Origin of the sequence: Parabacteroides sp. B2-S-102 (assembly GCF_023656665.1) — a bacterium.
Lineage (GTDB): Bacteria > Bacteroidota > Bacteroidia > Bacteroidales > Tannerellaceae > Parabacteroides > Parabacteroides distasonis.
Window position 1 is genome coordinate 25,920 of the sequence record NZ_JAMOKM010000001.1, and the last position, 16,758, is coordinate 42,677.

General features: G+C 42.6%; 16 protein-coding genes and 1 pseudogene. 11 read left to right on the forward strand and 6 right to left on the reverse strand.

Going from position 1 to position 16,758, the window contains the following annotated elements; translation table 11 throughout:
- Window positions 1–105: 105 nt before the first annotated feature.
- Window positions 106–306: pseudogene (locus NBH07_RS00110) on the reverse strand (SDR family NAD(P)-dependent oxidoreductase); the annotation flags it as partial.
- Between the two features lie 120 nt (window positions 307–426).
- On the opposite strand from NBH07_RS00110, the gene NBH07_RS00115 reads away from it, so the two are divergent.
- Window positions 427–1,503: a linear amide C-N hydrolase gene (locus NBH07_RS00115; protein ID WP_156682651.1), complete on the forward strand. Its 1,077-nt coding sequence runs from the start codon at window positions 427–429 to the stop codon at window positions 1,501–1,503.
- Window positions 1,504–1,631: 128 nt separating this feature from the next.
- Here the strand turns inward: NBH07_RS00115 and NBH07_RS00120 are convergent, their stop codons facing one another.
- The 5 genes from NBH07_RS00120 to NBH07_RS00140 all read right to left on the reverse strand — a co-directional run bounded on the left by NBH07_RS00120 (window position 1,632) and on the right by NBH07_RS00140 (window position 5,029).
- Window positions 1,632–2,177: a DJ-1 family glyoxalase III gene (locus tag NBH07_RS00120; RefSeq protein ID WP_005868002.1), complete on the reverse strand. Its 546-nt coding sequence runs from the start codon at window positions 2,175–2,177 to the stop codon at window positions 1,632–1,634.
- Window positions 2,178–2,186: 9 nt separating this feature from the next.
- A complete protein-coding gene (locus NBH07_RS00125; protein ID WP_008771765.1) occupies window positions 2,187–3,041 on the reverse strand; it encodes an energy transducer TonB family protein in 855 nt (284 codons plus the stop codon).
- A 5-nt stretch (window positions 3,042–3,046) separates the two neighbouring features.
- Window positions 3,047–3,457, reverse strand: a complete 411-nt coding sequence (locus tag NBH07_RS00130; protein WP_156682650.1) for an ExbD/TolR family protein — start codon at window positions 3,455–3,457, stop codon at window positions 3,047–3,049.
- 91 nt (window positions 3,458–3,548) lie between these two features.
- Window positions 3,549–4,259: a MotA/TolQ/ExbB proton channel family protein gene (locus NBH07_RS00135; RefSeq protein WP_005855862.1), complete on the reverse strand. Its 711-nt coding sequence runs from the start codon at window positions 4,257–4,259 to the stop codon at window positions 3,549–3,551.
- Window positions 4,260–4,312: 53 nt separating this feature from the next.
- Window positions 4,313–5,029, reverse strand: a complete 717-nt coding sequence (locus tag NBH07_RS00140; RefSeq protein WP_005855864.1) for a pyridoxine 5'-phosphate synthase — start codon at window positions 5,027–5,029, stop codon at window positions 4,313–4,315.
- Between the two features lie 84 nt (window positions 5,030–5,113).
- Here NBH07_RS00140 and NBH07_RS00145 point away from each other — a divergent pair, with 84 nt between their 5' ends.
- The 10 genes from NBH07_RS00145 (at window position 5,114) to NBH07_RS00190 (ending at window position 16,737) form a co-directional block, all read left to right on the forward strand.
- Window positions 5,114–5,773 carry a CBS domain-containing protein gene (locus NBH07_RS00145; RefSeq protein ID WP_008771767.1) on the forward strand — a complete coding sequence of 220 codons (660 nt, stop codon included), beginning with the start codon at window positions 5,114–5,116 and terminating at the stop codon, window positions 5,771–5,773.
- 15 nt (window positions 5,774–5,788) lie between these two features.
- Complete coding sequence (locus NBH07_RS00150; RefSeq protein WP_005855867.1) at window positions 5,789–6,664, forward strand: NAD kinase; 876 nt, start codon at window positions 5,789–5,791, stop codon at window positions 6,662–6,664.
- 245 nt (window positions 6,665–6,909) lie between these two features.
- The gene (locus NBH07_RS00155; protein ID WP_195319026.1) at window positions 6,910–7,872 is read left to right on the forward strand and encodes a glycosyltransferase family 2 protein; all 963 of its coding nucleotides are present in this window, start codon (window positions 6,910–6,912) and stop codon (window positions 7,870–7,872) included.
- A 19-nt stretch (window positions 7,873–7,891) separates the two neighbouring features.
- Window positions 7,892–8,581 (forward strand): hypothetical protein, encoded by a 690-nt coding sequence (locus tag NBH07_RS00160; RefSeq protein ID WP_156682648.1) that lies wholly within the window; start codon window positions 7,892–7,894, stop codon window positions 8,579–8,581.
- Between the two features lie 911 nt (window positions 8,582–9,492).
- Window positions 9,493–10,143, forward strand: coding sequence for an AraC family transcriptional regulator (locus NBH07_RS00165; protein WP_226769897.1), 651 nt, complete (start codon window positions 9,493–9,495; stop codon window positions 10,141–10,143).
- A 141-nt stretch (window positions 10,144–10,284) separates the two neighbouring features.
- Window positions 10,285–11,853, forward strand: coding sequence for a PAS domain-containing sensor histidine kinase (locus tag NBH07_RS00170; RefSeq protein WP_039848710.1), 1,569 nt, complete (start codon window positions 10,285–10,287; stop codon window positions 11,851–11,853).
- Window positions 11,854–12,140: 287 nt separating this feature from the next.
- Window positions 12,141–12,680: an FHA domain-containing protein gene (locus NBH07_RS00175; protein WP_008780297.1), complete on the forward strand. Its 540-nt coding sequence runs from the start codon at window positions 12,141–12,143 to the stop codon at window positions 12,678–12,680.
- A 339-nt stretch (window positions 12,681–13,019) separates the two neighbouring features.
- Window positions 13,020–14,219, forward strand: coding sequence for an MFS transporter (locus NBH07_RS00180; protein WP_008771772.1), 1,200 nt, complete (start codon window positions 13,020–13,022; stop codon window positions 14,217–14,219).
- A 61-nt stretch (window positions 14,220–14,280) separates the two neighbouring features.
- Window positions 14,281–15,723 (forward strand): TolC family protein, encoded by a 1,443-nt coding sequence (locus NBH07_RS00185; protein WP_011966495.1) that lies wholly within the window; start codon window positions 14,281–14,283, stop codon window positions 15,721–15,723.
- A 27-nt stretch (window positions 15,724–15,750) separates the two neighbouring features.
- On the forward strand, window positions 15,751–16,737 hold the full coding sequence (locus tag NBH07_RS00190) for an HlyD family secretion protein (protein WP_005868022.1): 987 nt from the start codon (window positions 15,751–15,753) through the stop codon (window positions 16,735–16,737).
- Window positions 16,738–16,758: the final 21 nt, after the last annotated feature.

Here is a 16,758-nt window from a genome sequence, read left to right on the forward strand (position 1 = left end):
AATAACATGGGGTTAAAATGCCCCTGCTACTTTTGTGGCATTATATGCTAAATGTATAAAGAGAAGGAATCGCTCTCTTACTAATAATGTAAATAAGAACTTTCATCAATGTGAAATATCCTCTATCGTCGGATTATGGCAAGTCATACCTCCATCAGAGATGATAGTCTGTCCGGAAATGTAACGGGTTAAATTGATGACGCCAGCTTTGCTCATACCATAAAGAGTTCCCCGGAAATCTCCTGTCAATCCTCCAATGGAGGCTACGTTTACGATGCTTCCTTTTCCTTTTACGGTCATTGAAGGGGTCGCTAGCATGTCCAATGCCGCTTGCTCCGCCGGTAATAAGTGCTGTTTGTCTATCTAAAATTTCTTTTCTTGAAAACATCCTTTTCCTGTCGCTTGTTTTTATCAAAAATGATACTTATGAGACATTTCTTTATTTTATTTGCGATTGCCGGCTTGCTTATTAATCCTTCCGCTGCAGAGGCTTGCACCGGTATTACCTTAAAAAGCAAGGACGGTACGACTATTGTAGCACGTACGATAGAATGGGGTGGAAGTAATTTGAACAGCCAGTATGTCGTGGTTCCAAGAGGATACACCGAACGATCGTATACTCCGAATGGGGTTGATGGAATGACTTTCACGGCACGTTATGGATATGTGGGCTTGGCAGTGGAGCAAAAGGAATTTATCGCCGAAGGACTCAATGAGGTTGGGTTATCGGCTGGATTGTTTTATTTTCCAAAGTACGGTGAATATGAGAAATATAATGCCGCAGTTCGGGATAAAAGTATCTCTGATCTGCAATTAGTGTCTTGGTTGTTGGGGGAATGTTCAAATGTAGAGGAGGTGAAAGAGGCTGTTAAGAAAGTGCATGTTATCAATATAGATCCCCGTGCGTCTACCGTTCATTGGCGGTTTGCCGAGCCGTCGGGACGTCAACTGGTTCTTGAGATTATTAAGGGTGAGCTACACTTCTATGAGAATACGTTAGGAGTTCTGACTAATTCTCCCAGTTTCGAGTGGCATCTGACGAACCTGAATAATTATGTTAATCTTTTCCCGGGTACGGCCCCCAATCAACAATTAGGAAATATCGAGTTGTCTTCATTTGGTGCGGGAAGCGGTTTCCTTGGGATTCCGGGCGACGTAACTCCACCGTCACGTTTCGTTCGTGCGGCTTTTTACCAAGCTTCGGCCCCACAACAAGAAACCGCATTGGAAACGGTCTTCCAGTGTTTCCAGATATTGAATAATTTTGATATTCCCGTAGGGATCGAATTCACATTAGGGCAAGTACCTTGCGATATACCGAGCGCTACTCAATGGACTTCGGTTACGGATATGCGAAACCATGTGATTTATTACCGTACGATGTACAATAGCATTATTCGGAATATAGATTTACGTTCCATTGATTTCTCCACGGTTCGTTATCGTGCGGTATCCATGGATGGGACGAAGCGACAAGCGGTTGAAACGATCAAAATAGAATAGGGCAGTGAGCTCTTTGGGGGGATATCTCGTAAGTCAATAGGATAGGTGATAAAACTCAATGGAATAGGAAACATAACTCAATGGATTACGTTCCCTATTCTATTGGGTTTCGACTGATGATCTAAATCTTATAATAGTAATCCGGCCGCAACTTCCTCCGCAACTGCGTCACCTTTTAGTACAGATACTAAAGCTAGGCCAAAATTGAATACCAAGCCCGGTCCTCTACCGGTTACCACATTTCCATCTACCTCGACAGCCTCGCCTGTTACGGTGGCACCAATCAATTTCGGTTCGAACCCGGGGTAGCAAGTGGCTTTGCGACCTTTTAACAAACCTAGACCGCCTAATACCATCGGAGCTGCGCAGATAGCCGCTACGATACGTCCTTCACGGTATTGTTGTAATAAGACTTCTTTCACCGGTTCCGAATTGTTCAAGTTGGATGCTCCGGGCATGCCTCCGGGTAAGATCAAGGCATCAGCATCCGAAAGATCGATTTCGGTAAATGTGGCGTCAGCCGTATATTCCATATTGTGAGCGCCAATCACTTTACGGTCGTCTGTGATGGAGACTGTTTTCGTGTCTATACCTCCACGACGCAAAATGTCTACGGTTCCCGTGGCTTCCATTTCCTCGAAGCCATTCGCTAAGAATACGATCGCTTTCTTCATAAGATTCAATTATTTAAATTTGTACACGTAAGTAATAGTACCACTCTGGTTATTAGCGCCGCTGATACTGTTGAACTTCGCCTTTCGAGCTGCGTCCAAAGCGCTTTTACGCATGGAGGCGTTGTCGATATTAGTTCCCCGGCCTACCTCGGCAAATATAACGTTGCCTTTCGGATCTACGGTTATATTGATAACAATACGACCTTCTTCTTGGATCGTGTAAGCGGGACGAGGGAGACCTCCGGCACCAATGGAACGGCCGTTCAAATTAAATGATCCGTAACCGCCTACGCCTTCATTCGCCCCGTGATCAGAGTTACCGAACGGACTTCCTTGGTTACCGGTTCCGCTTTCAGCGTCACCTTGGCTGTTACCCTCGGCGTTTCCCATGCCAAAAGCTCCGGCCACCTTGTTGCTAATGGCTTGTTCCTTCTTGCGGCGTTCCTCGGCCAGACGTTTCTTCTCGGCTTCTTCCCGGCGGATACGTTCTTTCTCCTCCTCTTCTTTCCGTTTCTTCTCAGCCTCTTGTTTCTTGCGTTTCTCTTCCTCTTTCTTCTTTTTAGCGTCCTCAAGGGCTACGCTTTCCTCGATATCTTGAGTGATGAGTTCCTGCTTGGGCGTTTCCACTTGCGGCTCCGGTACGGGAGGAGGGGGAGTGGTCGTTTCCTGAGGCGGTTCTTGCCCGGTATACTTAGGCTCGAACATTCCGGCGGCGGCATCTACATTCCCGAAATTAACGAGTACACCCCCGTCTTCATCCGGTACCTCGGTTTTCAATACGGTAAACCAAAGTATCAGTAGAATGACACCGTGAAAAGCAACGGTACCGATCAAACTGTATATGTCATCCTTATTCAGTCTCATATCTGTTATTTCTGCGGACGGGTGGCAAGCACCATCTTGAATTTATTCTCGTTCGCTATATTCAGTATCTTTACAATCTCTTTGTAAGGCACGGTCTCGTCGGCATATAAGGCGACGAACATCTCCGGTTCCTTCGCGTAACTATCTTGCAAGAAAGGAGTGATCTCATCAAATGAGACCTGTACCTCTTTTTGCTTTCCAAATGCCACGTAGTAATTCAAGTTCGCGTCTATCGTTACCCTCATAAGAGGTTTCGCCGCTGTCTGCTTTTGCGCTTGCGGCAAGGTAACCTTGATGGCGTTCGGGATTACTACGGTAGAGGTAACCATGAAGAAGATCAGCAAGAGGAATATGACGTCGGTCATAGAGGCCATGCTGAACGCTTCGTTTACCTTTGTTCTTCTTTTTAGAGCCATAATTTTTTATAATTGAAAATTGAAAATGGAGAATTGAAAATTAAATAGAGGAGAGTTGGCTCATCTTCAATTTTCAATTCTCCATTATCAATTAATTAGCCGGTTCATTTAATAAATCCATGAATTCCATCGTACGAGCCTCCATCTTGTTCACGACGTTATCTACTTGAGATACCAGATAGTTGTACGCGAACAATGTAATGATACCAACTACCAGACCGCCAACGGTTGTTACCAAGGCCTCATAGATACCGCCGGATAATAGGGAGACATCAACATTGGTGCCTGCGTTTGCCATATCGAAGAAAGCACGTACCATACCGGTTACTGTCCCAAGGAAACCAAGCATGGGAGCGCCGGCGGCGGTCGTTGCGATCAAGGGGAAACCTTTTTCCAGTTTAGCGATCTCCAAATTTCCGACATTCTCGATCGCTACGAGCACATCGTTCATCGGACGGCCCAAACGGGTAATGCCTTTCTCGATCATACGGGCGGAAGGTGTGTTGGTGCTCCGGCATAAATTGAGAGCCGAGTCCACTTTTCCCTCGTGAATATAGTCTTTGATACGATTCATGAACGTCTCGTCTTCTTTTCCCGCACGGCGAATGATGATCAGACGTTGAACAAAAATATAAATAGCCATCAGAGAGAGCAGTAACAATACCACCATAATCCAACCTCCCTTAAAGGCAAGGTCTATCACATTGATTTCCGCTTCCGTAGGAAGGGTTACAGCCGTTAAATCCGGCATTTGATCTGCCGCCTGAGAGCCCACGGCCTGTAGTGAAAGTAAAATACTCATCGTTTCGAATTATGAATTATAATTTATGATTTATAACTATAAACTGTCACTTGTCAACTATTCAAGCATGCCTTGTATAAAGCGATCGTCTCTTGCAAACCATGGTAGAGCGCATCACAAATCAAGGCATGGCCGATAGAAACCTCCTCCAGCCAAGGGATATTCTTGTTGAAGAAAGCCAGATTTTCTAAGTTCAAATCGTGTCCGGCATTTACGCCTAATCCTAAGTTTTTAGCTAATTGTGCGGCCTCGACAAAAGGAGCGATCGCTTTGTCACGATCTTCCGGATAATAGGTCGCATAAGGTTCCGTATATAATTCAATACGGTCCGTACCTGTTTTCGCCGCTAGTTCGATATTCGCCAAGTCTGTTCCGACGAAGATGGATGTACGGATTCCTTGTGAGGTAAAGGTGTCTACCAATTCGCTTAAGTAATCGAAATTGTCCTTTACGTTCCAACCTGAGTTCGACGTGATGGCATCCGGAGCGTCCGGAACCAGTGTGACTTGGGTCGGTTTTACCTTCAATACCAAGTCGATGAATTTATCACAAGGATAGCCTTCTATGTTAAATTCTGTCCGGATAAGAGGTTTTAGTCCATAAACATCGCTATAGCGTATGTGTCGTTCATCCGGACGGGGATGAACCGTAATTCCTTGTGCCCCGAATAATTCACAGTCTTGCGCCACTTTCAGCACGTTTGGCATATTGCCACCTCTCGCATTACGAATAGTAGCAACCTTGTTAATGTTTACACTTAAATTTGTCATTGTATATCGTATATCTTTTTTCTTTCATTACATTTGCACAAAAGTATCGGCAAATTTAGCAGGATTTAGGGAATTAACAGAATAATGTTGGTGAAAGATTTCATAACAAAGGAAATTCCGGTGTTAAAAAGTTTTGACACAGCGGAATATGCGTTGGCGTTAATGGAGGATTTTAAACTCAAGCATCTTCCGTTATTGAGTGATAACGCATACCAGTGTTTAGTGTCGGAAAAAGACTTATTGGCGCTGCCGGATCCTTCGGCTACGATCGGTGAGCCGGTTTTATTCGCTCCGGCGATTTCGGAAAATGGACATTTACATGAAGCGTTGGCAATGATAACCCGATATGGATTGAGCCTGTTGCCTGTGGTTTCCGTGGACGGAACTTATTTGGGGGCGATTACCCGGGATCGTTTGGTGGATGCTTTATCCGAGCTATGTAATGCGGAGGCGGCTGGAAGCGTGATCGTATTGGAAATGATGCCACAGGATTATTCATTAACGGATATCGCCCGTTTGGTAGAGGCGAATAATGCCCATGTCCTTAATTTGCTATCCCATCAAGATAAAGATACGGGCCGTCTGCTTATAACCCTTAAGATTGATTTGGAAGATGCCTCTCCCGTGATCCGTAGTTTCGAGCGTTTCAATTATACGGTGCTTTATCATTTTATGGAGAAGGGGATGGTGGATGATATGTTGCAGCAGCGGATGAATGAGTTATTACATTATATGAATATGTAAAGTAAGGAGCGTAGAATGAAAGTTGGAATATTTGGAAGTGAATATCAGATCGAGAGACAGAATCTGATTAAACGCTTGTTTGAGAAGCTTCGTGAACAAGAGGCTGATATTTATGTGGACAGCCCTTTTTATACATTCCTTACCGATGCTTTTGGTTTTGAGCCAGTGGTGAGCGGGCTATTAGTGGGTGATGAGTTTGATCTGGATATAGCGCTTAGCGTGGGAGGAGATGGTACGTTCCTTCGTACGGCGGCCCGGGTAAATAAACAGGATATTCCTATTTTAGGCATTAATACCGGACGGCTGGGTTTCCTTGCGGATGTCAGCAGTAATGAGGTTGAGGATACGCTGGATGAGATTTTTAAGAATTACTATAAGGTAGAGGAACGAACCCTCTTGCGTTTATATACGGAAGACCGTGCGTTTCGCGGATATAATTATGCCTTGAACGAGATCGCCGTGCTGAAGCGTGATAGTTCCTCGATGATTACGATTCATACATTCTTGAATGGGGAATATCTGACTTCTTATCAGGCGGATGGTTTGGTAGTGGCTACACCTACTGGTTCCACGGCCTATTCGATGAGCGTAAATGGGCCGATTATCGTTCCGCAAAGTAATAGCATTGTCTTGAGTCCGGTCGCTCCGCATTCTTTGAACGTGCGTCCGTTGGTGATTCCGGATTCAGATATAATAACGCTTCGGGTAGAGAGCCGGAATAAATATTTTCTGATCTCTTTGGATGGACGTTCGGAAATATTCCCGGCAGGTATCGAATTAAAGATGAGCAAGGCCGATTATACGACGAAAGTCATCAAGCGCTATAACCATACATTTTATCAGACGCTTCGGGAAAAATTAATGTGGGGGGCAGATGTGCGAATGAAATAATATTGTGTGCGTCCAGTCTTTGTCCAAATAGTAGCGGATAGTATTGTATTTTGTAAGCTATTGATAAATAGACTATTCTGCATGAATGAACTGAACGTATCTTATGTCTTTTGTCCAGTTTTTCTATTATGGGGTAAAAAATAGGCGGTATTCGATGTCCAGCTATGTCCTCTATTTGTCCAGTGCCCTTTTTTGATACACGCTTTTTAACTCTTTACTTTTGTCGGCAGATTAAATCTAGCTTAATGGAAGTATTTTCAATTATTATTCCTGTCTACAATCGTCCGGAGGAGATAGACGATTTATTAAACAGCCTTACCCGGCAGACATATGTACATTTTGAGGTTATCGTAGTGGACGACGGTTCTTCTATACCTTGTGAGCCCGTAGTCAATGCCTATAATGACCGCTTGAGGATTCGCTATTTCTATATAGAGAATTCAGGCCCGGGCTTGGCTCGCAACCATGGGGTACGTTATGCGGAAGGAGAGATCGTGATTGTCTTGGATTCGGATTGTATCGTTCCGGCCAGCTATCTGGAACAAGTACACGAGTCCTTGATGCGTTATAAGGTGGATGCCTTTGGTGGTGCCGACAGGGCGCATTCTTCTTTTTCCGCTATACAAAAAGCGGTCAATTACTCGATGACTTCTTTCTTTACGACAGGAGGAATCCGAGGAAGCCGGAGACATTTGGATACATTCTATCCTCGGAGTTTTAATATGGGAATGCGGAAAGAGGTGTATGAAGCCTTGGGTGGTTTCTCTGATATGCGTTATGGAGAGGATATAGATTTTAGTATCCGGATTTTTGCGGCAGGCTATAAATGCCGTTATTTTCCGGGCGCTTGGGTCTATCATAAGCGAAGAACAAATTTCGTCCAGTTTTTCCGGCAAGTATGGCATTCGGGGTACGCTAGGATTATCTTGTACCAGAAGTACCCGGAATCATTGAAATGGGTACATTGCCTGCCGGCCTTATTTGTGGTAGGTCTGCTGGGGGTATGTATTTCCGCTTTTTTCGTTCCAAAGGTATGGGGGCTATTGTTATTTTATATTTCGCTGATCTTTTTTGACGCTTTAGTGAGAAATAAGAACGGAATCGTTGCGTTGTTATCTATCATAGCGGCTTTTGTCCAATTGATCGGATATGGGACAGGCTTTTTGGAAGCGATTTGGAGAGAGGGAATTCTAAGAAAGAAGTATTAAGATAATAAATACTATTTATATGAAGTTTGCGCTGCACACATGTACTGCTCTAAGCCCGATTCTAACGGAACCGAAGCATTTCTATGTAGATATTTATTATCTGATCATTTTAATCATCGTTACTTTTGCCCTACTTTTATTATCTTTTTTGCGTTATCACCTTTATAAGACAAAAAAGGAGAAAGAACTGAAAGAAATAGCGAGCCTTGTGGATAAAAATGAAATCTTGATACAACGTTATAGTCGTGAGATGTCGCACATCAAGGAGCAATTGGAAGCGAAGGAGAAATGCTTGAGGGAATACCAGCATGCGGCTCAGTGGAAAGCGCATCGTGACGTGGAATCCTTGATCAAGGAAAAGGAACGTTTGGCGAAGTGTTTGCTGGAACAGTTGGATACGTTCAAGAAGTTGAAGATACTTTCTAAATCGGAAACGATATTGCCGGATTCGGATTGGAGAAACTTGATCGAGATCGTAAATACTCTTTATGATGATTTTATAAGTCGTTTACGTGTCGCTTATCCGGATTTGACGGAGGATGCCATTCGTTTTTGTTGCTTGATCAAATTGCGGCTAACCTCGGCGGAGCTGATGTCAGTCTTGAATGTGACGAAGGACGCTATCTATAAACGCAAATTTCGTTTGAAAAAAGAATTGATGCCAGATGATGATACTCGTTCCCTCGACGATTTCTTGGGAAGCTATTAGATCTGAACGAATAGTTTTCTTGTTAATAACTATGTTTTAGGGCATGATTTTGTTAAATCGAGTTAAGTAAATGAATTTTGCAAATAATTTAGTATGCTACATAACATAAAACCGCCTATATTTGCACTGTGTTTTTCATGGTATTAGATTTAAGGTTAACAATTGAGATTGGCTGTCCGTGATGGATAGCCTTTTTTTGTATAGAGGCATGAATACACGAATTTTTGAGAACACTGCTTAAGCGCCCCTTTCCGAGGGTAACATCCATACTTTCAAAGTAAGCTAATTTCATCGGCAAAGTAAGTTAACTTGCTTTGGTATTTCAGCTAACTTACTTTGTCAATGAAGCTAATTGTATTTTTATGATCTTTTTCGGTTATTCTTTGTCTGTTTCGATTTTGTATACAATTGATGTGTTTTTGTACGCTTTTAGTTTAGTTATGCATTTAATAGTCAATTTTTTATTATATAATTTTGTCTTGTGTTTTTTTATGATTTCCTTGGTTAGCTGTTAGCATCAATTGATATATAAGGTTTGATGGCTAATAGAAGAGGGGGTAAGGAAAGAAAAATATCAAACGAATATACTTGGGACCTTAACGGACAGAACAAAATATAATATTATTTTGTTGATTGTTGTTGGAGGTAAGATTTCGTATTCCCTTAATTTATAAGAGTATATGCAAGAGAATAGGTATAATACATGTGATCGTTTTTTAGGCGGATTAGAAAAAGACTTTATTATTACGGAACAGATTGAAGATAGTCCATTGACTTCAGAACCTTCTTTTTTGGATTACGGGATAATAGCAGTATGTAATAGAGGTAGTGCGATCATTCATTTGCTTGATAATAAGCATGTATGGAATAAGAATGAATTGATTTTCTTATTTCCGAGACAGTTATGCTCAATGCGGAACGTGAGTGAGGACTTCTCGGCGAAGTTTATCATCATACCACATGTACTACATGGGGATGTATTAAGTTCCTTACGTCATTTTGATCCGGGATTTCATTTTTTCGTGAAGGATCATTTTTACTATAATATAGAGGATAATAATGGTATTGAGCGTTTTCAATCATTTTGCAAATTGATAGAGAATGAGCTTGAGCGGTATCGGGGTAATGGGCTTCTGAGGGAGCGGATTATATGTTACTTGGGGATTTTTTACATGGATGTTTACGACTATTATGTGAAAGTGCGTAAGAAAATCCCTTTCAGGACTAGTTTGAGAAAAGAGCAATTGATCTATGATTTCTGTAGTCTCGTGGCAGAGAATTTCAAGAATCACAAGAATGTCGGATTTTATGCGGATAAATTGAATATAACGACAACTTATTTAAGTGCGATCATGAATGAAAGGTGTGGCATTTCAGCCAAGGAGTTTTTATCTATCTATATAGTGTTAGAGGTAAAGTCGTTGCTACGTGACTCTCGATTAAATATACAGGAGATCGCTATATTGACTAATTTTCCGTCTCAATCGACATTGAATCGCTTTTTTCGTCAACGGACGGGAATGACTCTTTCTCAATATCGAAAACATATATTTTCAACATGATTATGTTTGATTTTCATATTGTTTCTATAACTTTAAACTTCTGCTGCAATCGTTATTATCGTTCATTTGTTGTATAAATAACAGAGGAGATTGCTTGATTGATTTAAAGTAGGGAATTAGTGGTTATAATTTAATATGACGATGGGACAATGTAATAAAATGCTAGAGGAAATGAGCTTTAATGCCCTATTCCAGAAATTACCTGTTGGAATTGAAGTTTATGACGAGAGGGGGCAGCTAGTGGATCTCAATAGGACGGACGAGAATTTGTTCGCTATAAGCCGGAAGGATATTATGGGAATAAATCTTTTCGAGAATCCTAATTTTCCAGAGGACAAGATCGCTCGTCTGAAACAGGGAGAAATGGTTGTGTTCGATTGTAATTATGAATTTGATAATATACAAACGAATGAGTACTATAACATAGACCCAAAAAAGGAAGGTATAAATTTACGTCTGTCTATTAAATGTGTGCCGTTGAAAGGAGAGGCTGAAGATATCTGTGGATATGTACTAATGTTTACGGATGAGACGGAAGAATATCAAAAGTCGGAGAAAGTAGAGGAACTGTTCACGAAGTTGAAAACGGTTATGCGTTGCAGTGATTCCTTGCTGTGGGAATATGATGTTAAAACCGATAAGATGCATATCGATCTGGATTTACGTGTTTTAGGTAATAAATCCAGATTGAGAGCAAGTAACTTGACAACGAAAAAAGATTTTTGTGAGATCGTACATCCGGAAGATCGGGAAAGGGTACTTGTACAAGGCTTTGAAAAGATTGTTACGGGTGAGATCGGTGAATATAGTATTCAATACCGACTGCTTTTTGAGGGGCAATATGTTTGGGTGAGAGCGTATGCGTACCCTTATAAATATGATGAAGCGGGAAGACCTGCGAAAATCCTTTATTACTTGATGGACATAACGGATGAGATCGCCATGCAAGATAAATTGCGCTGGGCGGAACGAGAGCGTCAACGGAAAGAATATGAGTTAGTTAAGGCTAAAGAGGCGAATCGGCTTAAGTCTATGTTCTTGGCGAATATGAGTCATGAGATCCGCACGCCTTTAAATGCTATTGTTGGTTTTGCGAATATACTGGCAGAGACCAAGGAGATAGAGGAGGAGGAACGAGAGTTTTATGTGGATATCATTGACAAGAATAGTGAATTGCTTCTGCAATTGATTGAGGATATCCTTGATTTCTCAAAGATTGAGGCGGGAACCTTTGACATTACGAAGAGAAATTTCGATTTTAAGGAGATCTGTGAGGAAACCTATGCGGTACATGCCTTGAAGATTCCGAAAAACGTTCGATTTGTTTTCGATCGGGGCTCACAACCCGTGACTGTTTTCTCAGATCCGAAACGAGTCGTGCAGGTTATTTCTAATTTCTTGACAAATGCGATTAAGTTTACTTCGGAAGGTGAGATCAAATTAGCCTATAAGGTATCGAAAGATGAAATACGAGTTTCGGTCTCGGATACGGGAATGGGAATCTCGGAGGAAGATTGTAGAACTATATTCGATCGCTTTGTTAAGTTGAACGCTTGCAAACAAGGTACCGGATTAGGATTGGCGATTTGCAAAAATATTATCGAGAAACTAGGGGGACGAATCGGGGTAGAATCTACATTGGGAGTAGGTTCCACTTTTTGGTTTACCTTGCCTTTGAAGGAGATTAAAGAGAATGAACCTAAGTTCTAAGGGGATATATATTGTTTACGGATATGTTTTAAAGCATAGTTTTGTTAAATCTGGTTAAGTAAATGAGATTTGCAAATAAAATATTATGCTACATAACATAAAACCGCTATATTTGCACTGTGTTTTTCATGGTATTAGATTTAAGGTTAACAATTGAGATTGGCTGTCCGTGACGGATGGCCTTTTTTGTTTCAAAAAATCATAACCATGAGATTTTAGGAGTGTAGCTGAAGGTTTTTTCGTAAATTTGCGCTCCGTTTGTAATACTAGATCCTGTATTTAAGTGTATGAAAAGAGTATTCTGTCCAAAATGTGATAATCAGTTGTCTTTTGATGAGACCAAATATCCGGAAGGGAAGGTATTAGCCTTCGTCTGTCCGCAGTGTGGAGCGCAATTTAAGATTAAATTGGGCCGAAAGGTGGTGAAGACGGCTACCGGTGAGGAAAAAGAGGTGAAGGAACCGGATTTCTCTTGTGGTTATATTACCATTATCGAGAATGGTTTTGCTTTTAAGCAAGATCTACCATTAGTGATGGGAGATAATGTGATTGGTCGCCGTAATAAGGATACGGAAGGTGTAGATGTCCCTATTATCACGAGCGATCCAAGTATGGGGCGTAAGCATTGTGTGATTAATGTAAAGAAAGACGCTAATGGCAAGTTCGTTTATATGGTGCGTGACTTTCCTAGCTTGACCGGGACTTTTGTGAAAAATGTGTTGGTTGGTAAAAAAGAACAAGTACGTATCGGGGAAGGTACGATCGTAACGATTGGCGCTACTACTTTTATCTTACATTCGGCGAACGAGGGAGAAGAAGAGGAATAAATATAAAAAACTTCAGAGGCTGTTCCCGTTAATGATCTCGATCTTTAACTTCGGGTCGGAATGATGGCAGATAAGGGATTTTGGCGTTTGTTTTGGGAGTGAGTTATAAGATATATGCTCATTCCGGGATACAGCTCTGAAGTATCACTGAGAAAACAAGGCTCATAGGTATTAAGATTAAGCCGATTAACATAAAGAAATGAAAAGAACCGAAAGAATAGTTGTATTAACTATAGTTAAAATAGGCTCTTAGGGTTTGTTTTTCTAGAAATTAGCTAACTTTTTGTGCGGTTTTTGAAATGTTAATGAGCACGAGGTGAAATAGAAATATAGATAGTTATGGAGCAGGTTTCTAAACAACAGCCGGTAAATAAAACAGCATTTCGGGTATTGGTGGCGTTAAGCGTTACGCATTGTTTGAATGATTCGTTGCAATCCGTTATCTCGGCGGTTTATCCACTTTTCAAGGATGATTTAGCGTTGAGCTTCGCCCAAATCGGGTTGATTACGCTTGTTTATCAATTATCCGCTTCTGTTTTCCAGCCTATAACCGGTTTGGTTTTTGATAAGCGTCCCGTGGCTTGGTCGTTACCTATTGGTATGAGTTTTACGTTGGTCGGCTTGTTGAATCTCGCTTTTTCCTCTACGCTCCATTGGGTCTTGATCTCCGTATTCTTGATAGGTATCGGGTCTTCGGTTTTGCATCCGGAAGCGTCCCGGATCACCTCGCTAGCGTCGGGAGGGCGTAGGGGATTGGCGCAATCGCTTTTTCAAGTGGGTGGTAATTTGGGCGGATCGTTAGGTCCGCTACTGGTTGCTCTATTGGTGGCGCCTTATGGACGGACTCATATCGCTTTGTTTTCTATACTAGCATTCGTCGCTATTTTGGTGATGATTCCTATCTGCCGTTGGTATAAGGCGTATTTGAGTCGGGTGAAATGGCAGAAGAAGTCGGGTGAGACGCATGTGGAGATGCCTCTTTCTTTGGGAAAAACAGTCTTTTCGATCTCGATATTGCTGACCTTGATTTTCTCTAAATATATCTATATGGCTAGTTTGAATAGCTACTATACCTTTTACTTGATCCATAAATTCGGGGTGAGTGTACAGACTTCGCAGATCTGTTTGTTCGTCTTCCTGATCGCTACGGCCATAGGAACCTTGGCGGGTGGTCCTATCGGTGATAAGATAGGACGGAAATATGTGATTTGGGGATCGATTCTAGGGGCAGCCCCATTTAGCTTGTTGATGCCGCATGTGGGATTCGTTTGGACGATCGTGCTTAGTTTTTGCGTGGGGTTGGTCTTATCATCGGCGTTCCCGGCTATTTTGTTGTATGCGCAAGAGTTGCTTCCTTATAAATTAGGTCTTATCTCGGGACTTTTCTTTGGATTTGCTTTCGGTGTGGCGGGTATAGCCTCGGCCGTATTAGGAAATATGGCGGATCATTATGGAATAGAGGCTGTCTACAACGTATGTGGCTTCATGCCTCTTTTAGGACTGGTTACTTGGTTCCTTCCCAACTTGAAAAAGAAGTAAAAACAATCCTCCCTTTTTCGCTGTTATTACTCCAACTGAACGTCAATTACTAAATGAGTTTATGGTGAGTAATATAGTATCTTACAGTATTCTTTTGCTGTATCTTCTTCCATGTGCTTCATGGAGCCAAGGGAACGATGTGGATTTAAGCTTGGAACAATCTCTCGACCTGCTTCATAAGGAAAATAAAAGCTTGAAAATAGCAGGGAAAGAAGTGGAATGGGCTCGGAATGAGCATCAAAAGCTAAACGCTTTTTGGTATCCGTCGGTGAACGCCGCGGGTGCTTTCGTACATATGTCGAATCCGATAGAGGTACGGCAGTCGCTGAGTAAATATACGGAACCGGCGAAGGAGTTTGTCCATAATTATATCCCGGATAATGAGCTGATCATGTCGGTATTGGATAAGATCGGGCAAGGTACTTTCTCGCTTCCGCTGATCTCCCAAAACATCACTTCTATAGACGCTACGGTGACGTGGCCTGTTTTCACGGGAGGAAAACGTATCTACGCGAACAAGATCGGAAAGACGATGGTCTCTATAGCGGAGGTGAATAGGAATCAAGTGGATGCCAACCAACAATCCTTATTGATCGAGGCTTATTTCGGGCTTCGTCTGGGACAAAGTGTGGTGGACGTAAAAACGGAAGTGTACAATTCTTTGAAAACCCATTATGACCAAGCCCTTAAATTAGAGCAAAACGGGATGATCAATCGGGCCGAGCGTCTGTTCGCTCAGGTAAGTATGGACGAGGCGAAACGAGAACTGGAATCGGCCCGTAAGGATTTAACGGTCGCTCAACAGGCGTTTAAAAGCTTGATTAATATGGAGGAGGGGAGTGACGTACGTACCACGACTCCTTTATTCATTAATGAGGCGCTTCCTCCGGCTCAATACTTCAAGGATCTGGTTCCGATGAATAATTATATAGTCAATCAATTGAAATTGCAGCAGGTTGTAGCCGATAATCAACTAAAGATCGGCCGGTCCGCTTATGTCCCGAATATCGCTTTATTCGGCAAACAGACTTTGTACGCTGATGGACTGGATAAATATTTGTTGCCTCGTACGATGGTGGGAGTTGGTTTTACGTGGAATATTTTTGATGGCTTGAACCGGGAGAAAACCATCCGGCAGGCAAAGATCGCTAGTCAGTCGCTTCGTTTGGGTAAGGAGAAGGCGATTACGGATCTGGAGGTCGGTATCGATAAATTCTACAGCCAGCTACAAAATGCCTTGGATAACGTAAAGGCTTTGGATACGACGATCGAGATGAGCCGGGAACTGGTCCGGGTGCGGAAGAAATCCTTCCAAGAGGGAATGGCTACTTCTACGGAGGTAGTCGATGCCGAGGTTATGCTGGCGAAGGTGAAGACCGCTTTTCTTTTGGCTTATTATCAGTATGATGTAGCCTTGATTAATCTGCTGTCTGTCTGCGGTACGCCGGAGCAGTTCCACCAATACAAGATGGAGGGAAAGACCGAGGAGCTTTTGGGGAATTGAAAATTGAGAATTGAAAATTTAGGAGTTATGGATAAAACTAAGAGATATTTGAGTGTGGCCTTCGTCGCAGTCTTGGCGATTGTTATAGTTGTCTCGTTGATCGGGATGATCTTGTTGAAAAAGAAGCCGGTGATCTTGCAAGGGCAGATCGAGGCAACGGAAATACGTATCTCCGGCAAGTTACCGGGGCGTATCGATACCTTTCTGGTAAAAGAGGGACAGAATGTACGCCAAGGCGATACCTTGGTAGTCATCAATAGTCCGGAGGCATTGGCTAAATATCAACAGGTGAACGCCATGGAGAACATAGCGAAGTATCAGCACCAGAAAGTGGATGAGGGTACACGAAAGCAAATCATCGCTTCCTTGCAACAATTGTGGAATAAATCCAAATCGGATTTACAATTGGCGAAGATTACCTATGATCGGGTCAATGCCTTGTATAAAGATAGCGTGGTAACCTCACAGCGTAAAGATGAGGTGGAGGCCATGTATAAAGCGGCTGAGGCCGCCGAACGTGCCGCTTATAGCCAATATCAAATGGCGGTAGACGGGGCGCAGATACAAGATAAGGAGAGCGCCCGCTCGTTGGTGACGGCGGCGCAAGGAACCGTGGAGGAGGTGGCGGCTCTCTTACAGGACGCTCGGTTGACGGCTCCGGAATCCGGACAAATCTCAGCTATTTTCCCGAAACGGGGAGAGTTGGTTGGGGCCGGGATGCCAATCATGAACTTAGTCGTATTAGATGACGTGCATGTGGTATTGAACGTACGTGAGGATCGTTTGCCTTTATTTAAGATGGGAGGAACGTTTGTCGCCGATGTACCGGCGATCGATAAGAAGGATATTGAATTCAAGATCAATTATATCAGTCCGTTGGGCAGTTTCGCTACTTGGAAATCTACCAAGCAGACAGGTAGCTATGACTTGCGGACCTTCGAGATACATGCCTTACCGGTGGAGAAGGTGGAGGGATTACGTCCCGGTATGTCCGTACTCTATCAACTCCCTTGATACTATCCGGTTGTAGAGACG

Coding starts and splice junctions, on each gene's coding strand:
- NBH07_RS00170 (WP_039848710.1), top strand. CDS start 10,285: ATGGGACAATGTAATAAAATGCTAGAGGAAATGAGCTTTAATGCCCTA.
- NBH07_RS00125 (WP_008771765.1), bottom strand. CDS start 3,041: ATGAGACTGAATAAGGATGACATATACAGTTTGATCGGTACCGTTGCT.
- NBH07_RS00120 (WP_005868002.1), bottom strand. CDS start 2,177: ATGAAGAAAGCGATCGTATTCTTAGCGAATGGCTTCGAGGAAATGGAA.
- NBH07_RS00185 (WP_011966495.1), top strand. CDS start 14,281: ATGGTGAGTAATATAGTATCTTACAGTATTCTTTTGCTGTATCTTCTT.
- NBH07_RS00165 (WP_226769897.1), top strand. CDS start 9,493: ATGCGGAACGTGAGTGAGGACTTCTCGGCGAAGTTTATCATCATACCA.
- NBH07_RS00180 (WP_008771772.1), top strand. CDS start 13,020: ATGGAGCAGGTTTCTAAACAACAGCCGGTAAATAAAACAGCATTTCGG.
- NBH07_RS00160 (WP_156682648.1), top strand. CDS start 7,892: ATGAAGTTTGCGCTGCACACATGTACTGCTCTAAGCCCGATTCTAACG.
- NBH07_RS00135 (WP_005855862.1), bottom strand. CDS start 4,259: ATGAGTATTTTACTTTCACTACAGGCCGTGGGCTCTCAGGCGGCAGAT.
- NBH07_RS00190 (WP_005868022.1), top strand. CDS start 15,751: ATGGATAAAACTAAGAGATATTTGAGTGTGGCCTTCGTCGCAGTCTTG.
- NBH07_RS00155 (WP_195319026.1), top strand. CDS start 6,910: ATGGAAGTATTTTCAATTATTATTCCTGTCTACAATCGTCCGGAGGAG.
- NBH07_RS00175 (WP_008780297.1), top strand. CDS start 12,141: ATGAAAAGAGTATTCTGTCCAAAATGTGATAATCAGTTGTCTTTTGAT.
- NBH07_RS00150 (WP_005855867.1), top strand. CDS start 5,789: ATGAAAGTTGGAATATTTGGAAGTGAATATCAGATCGAGAGACAGAAT.
- NBH07_RS00145 (WP_008771767.1), top strand. CDS start 5,114: ATGTTGGTGAAAGATTTCATAACAAAGGAAATTCCGGTGTTAAAAAGT.
- NBH07_RS00140 (WP_005855864.1), bottom strand. CDS start 5,029: ATGACAAATTTAAGTGTAAACATTAACAAGGTTGCTACTATTCGTAAT.
- NBH07_RS00115 (WP_156682651.1), top strand. CDS start 427: ATGAGACATTTCTTTATTTTATTTGCGATTGCCGGCTTGCTTATTAAT.
- NBH07_RS00130 (WP_156682650.1), bottom strand. CDS start 3,457: ATGGCTCTAAAAAGAAGAACAAAGGTAAACGAAGCGTTCAGCATGGCC.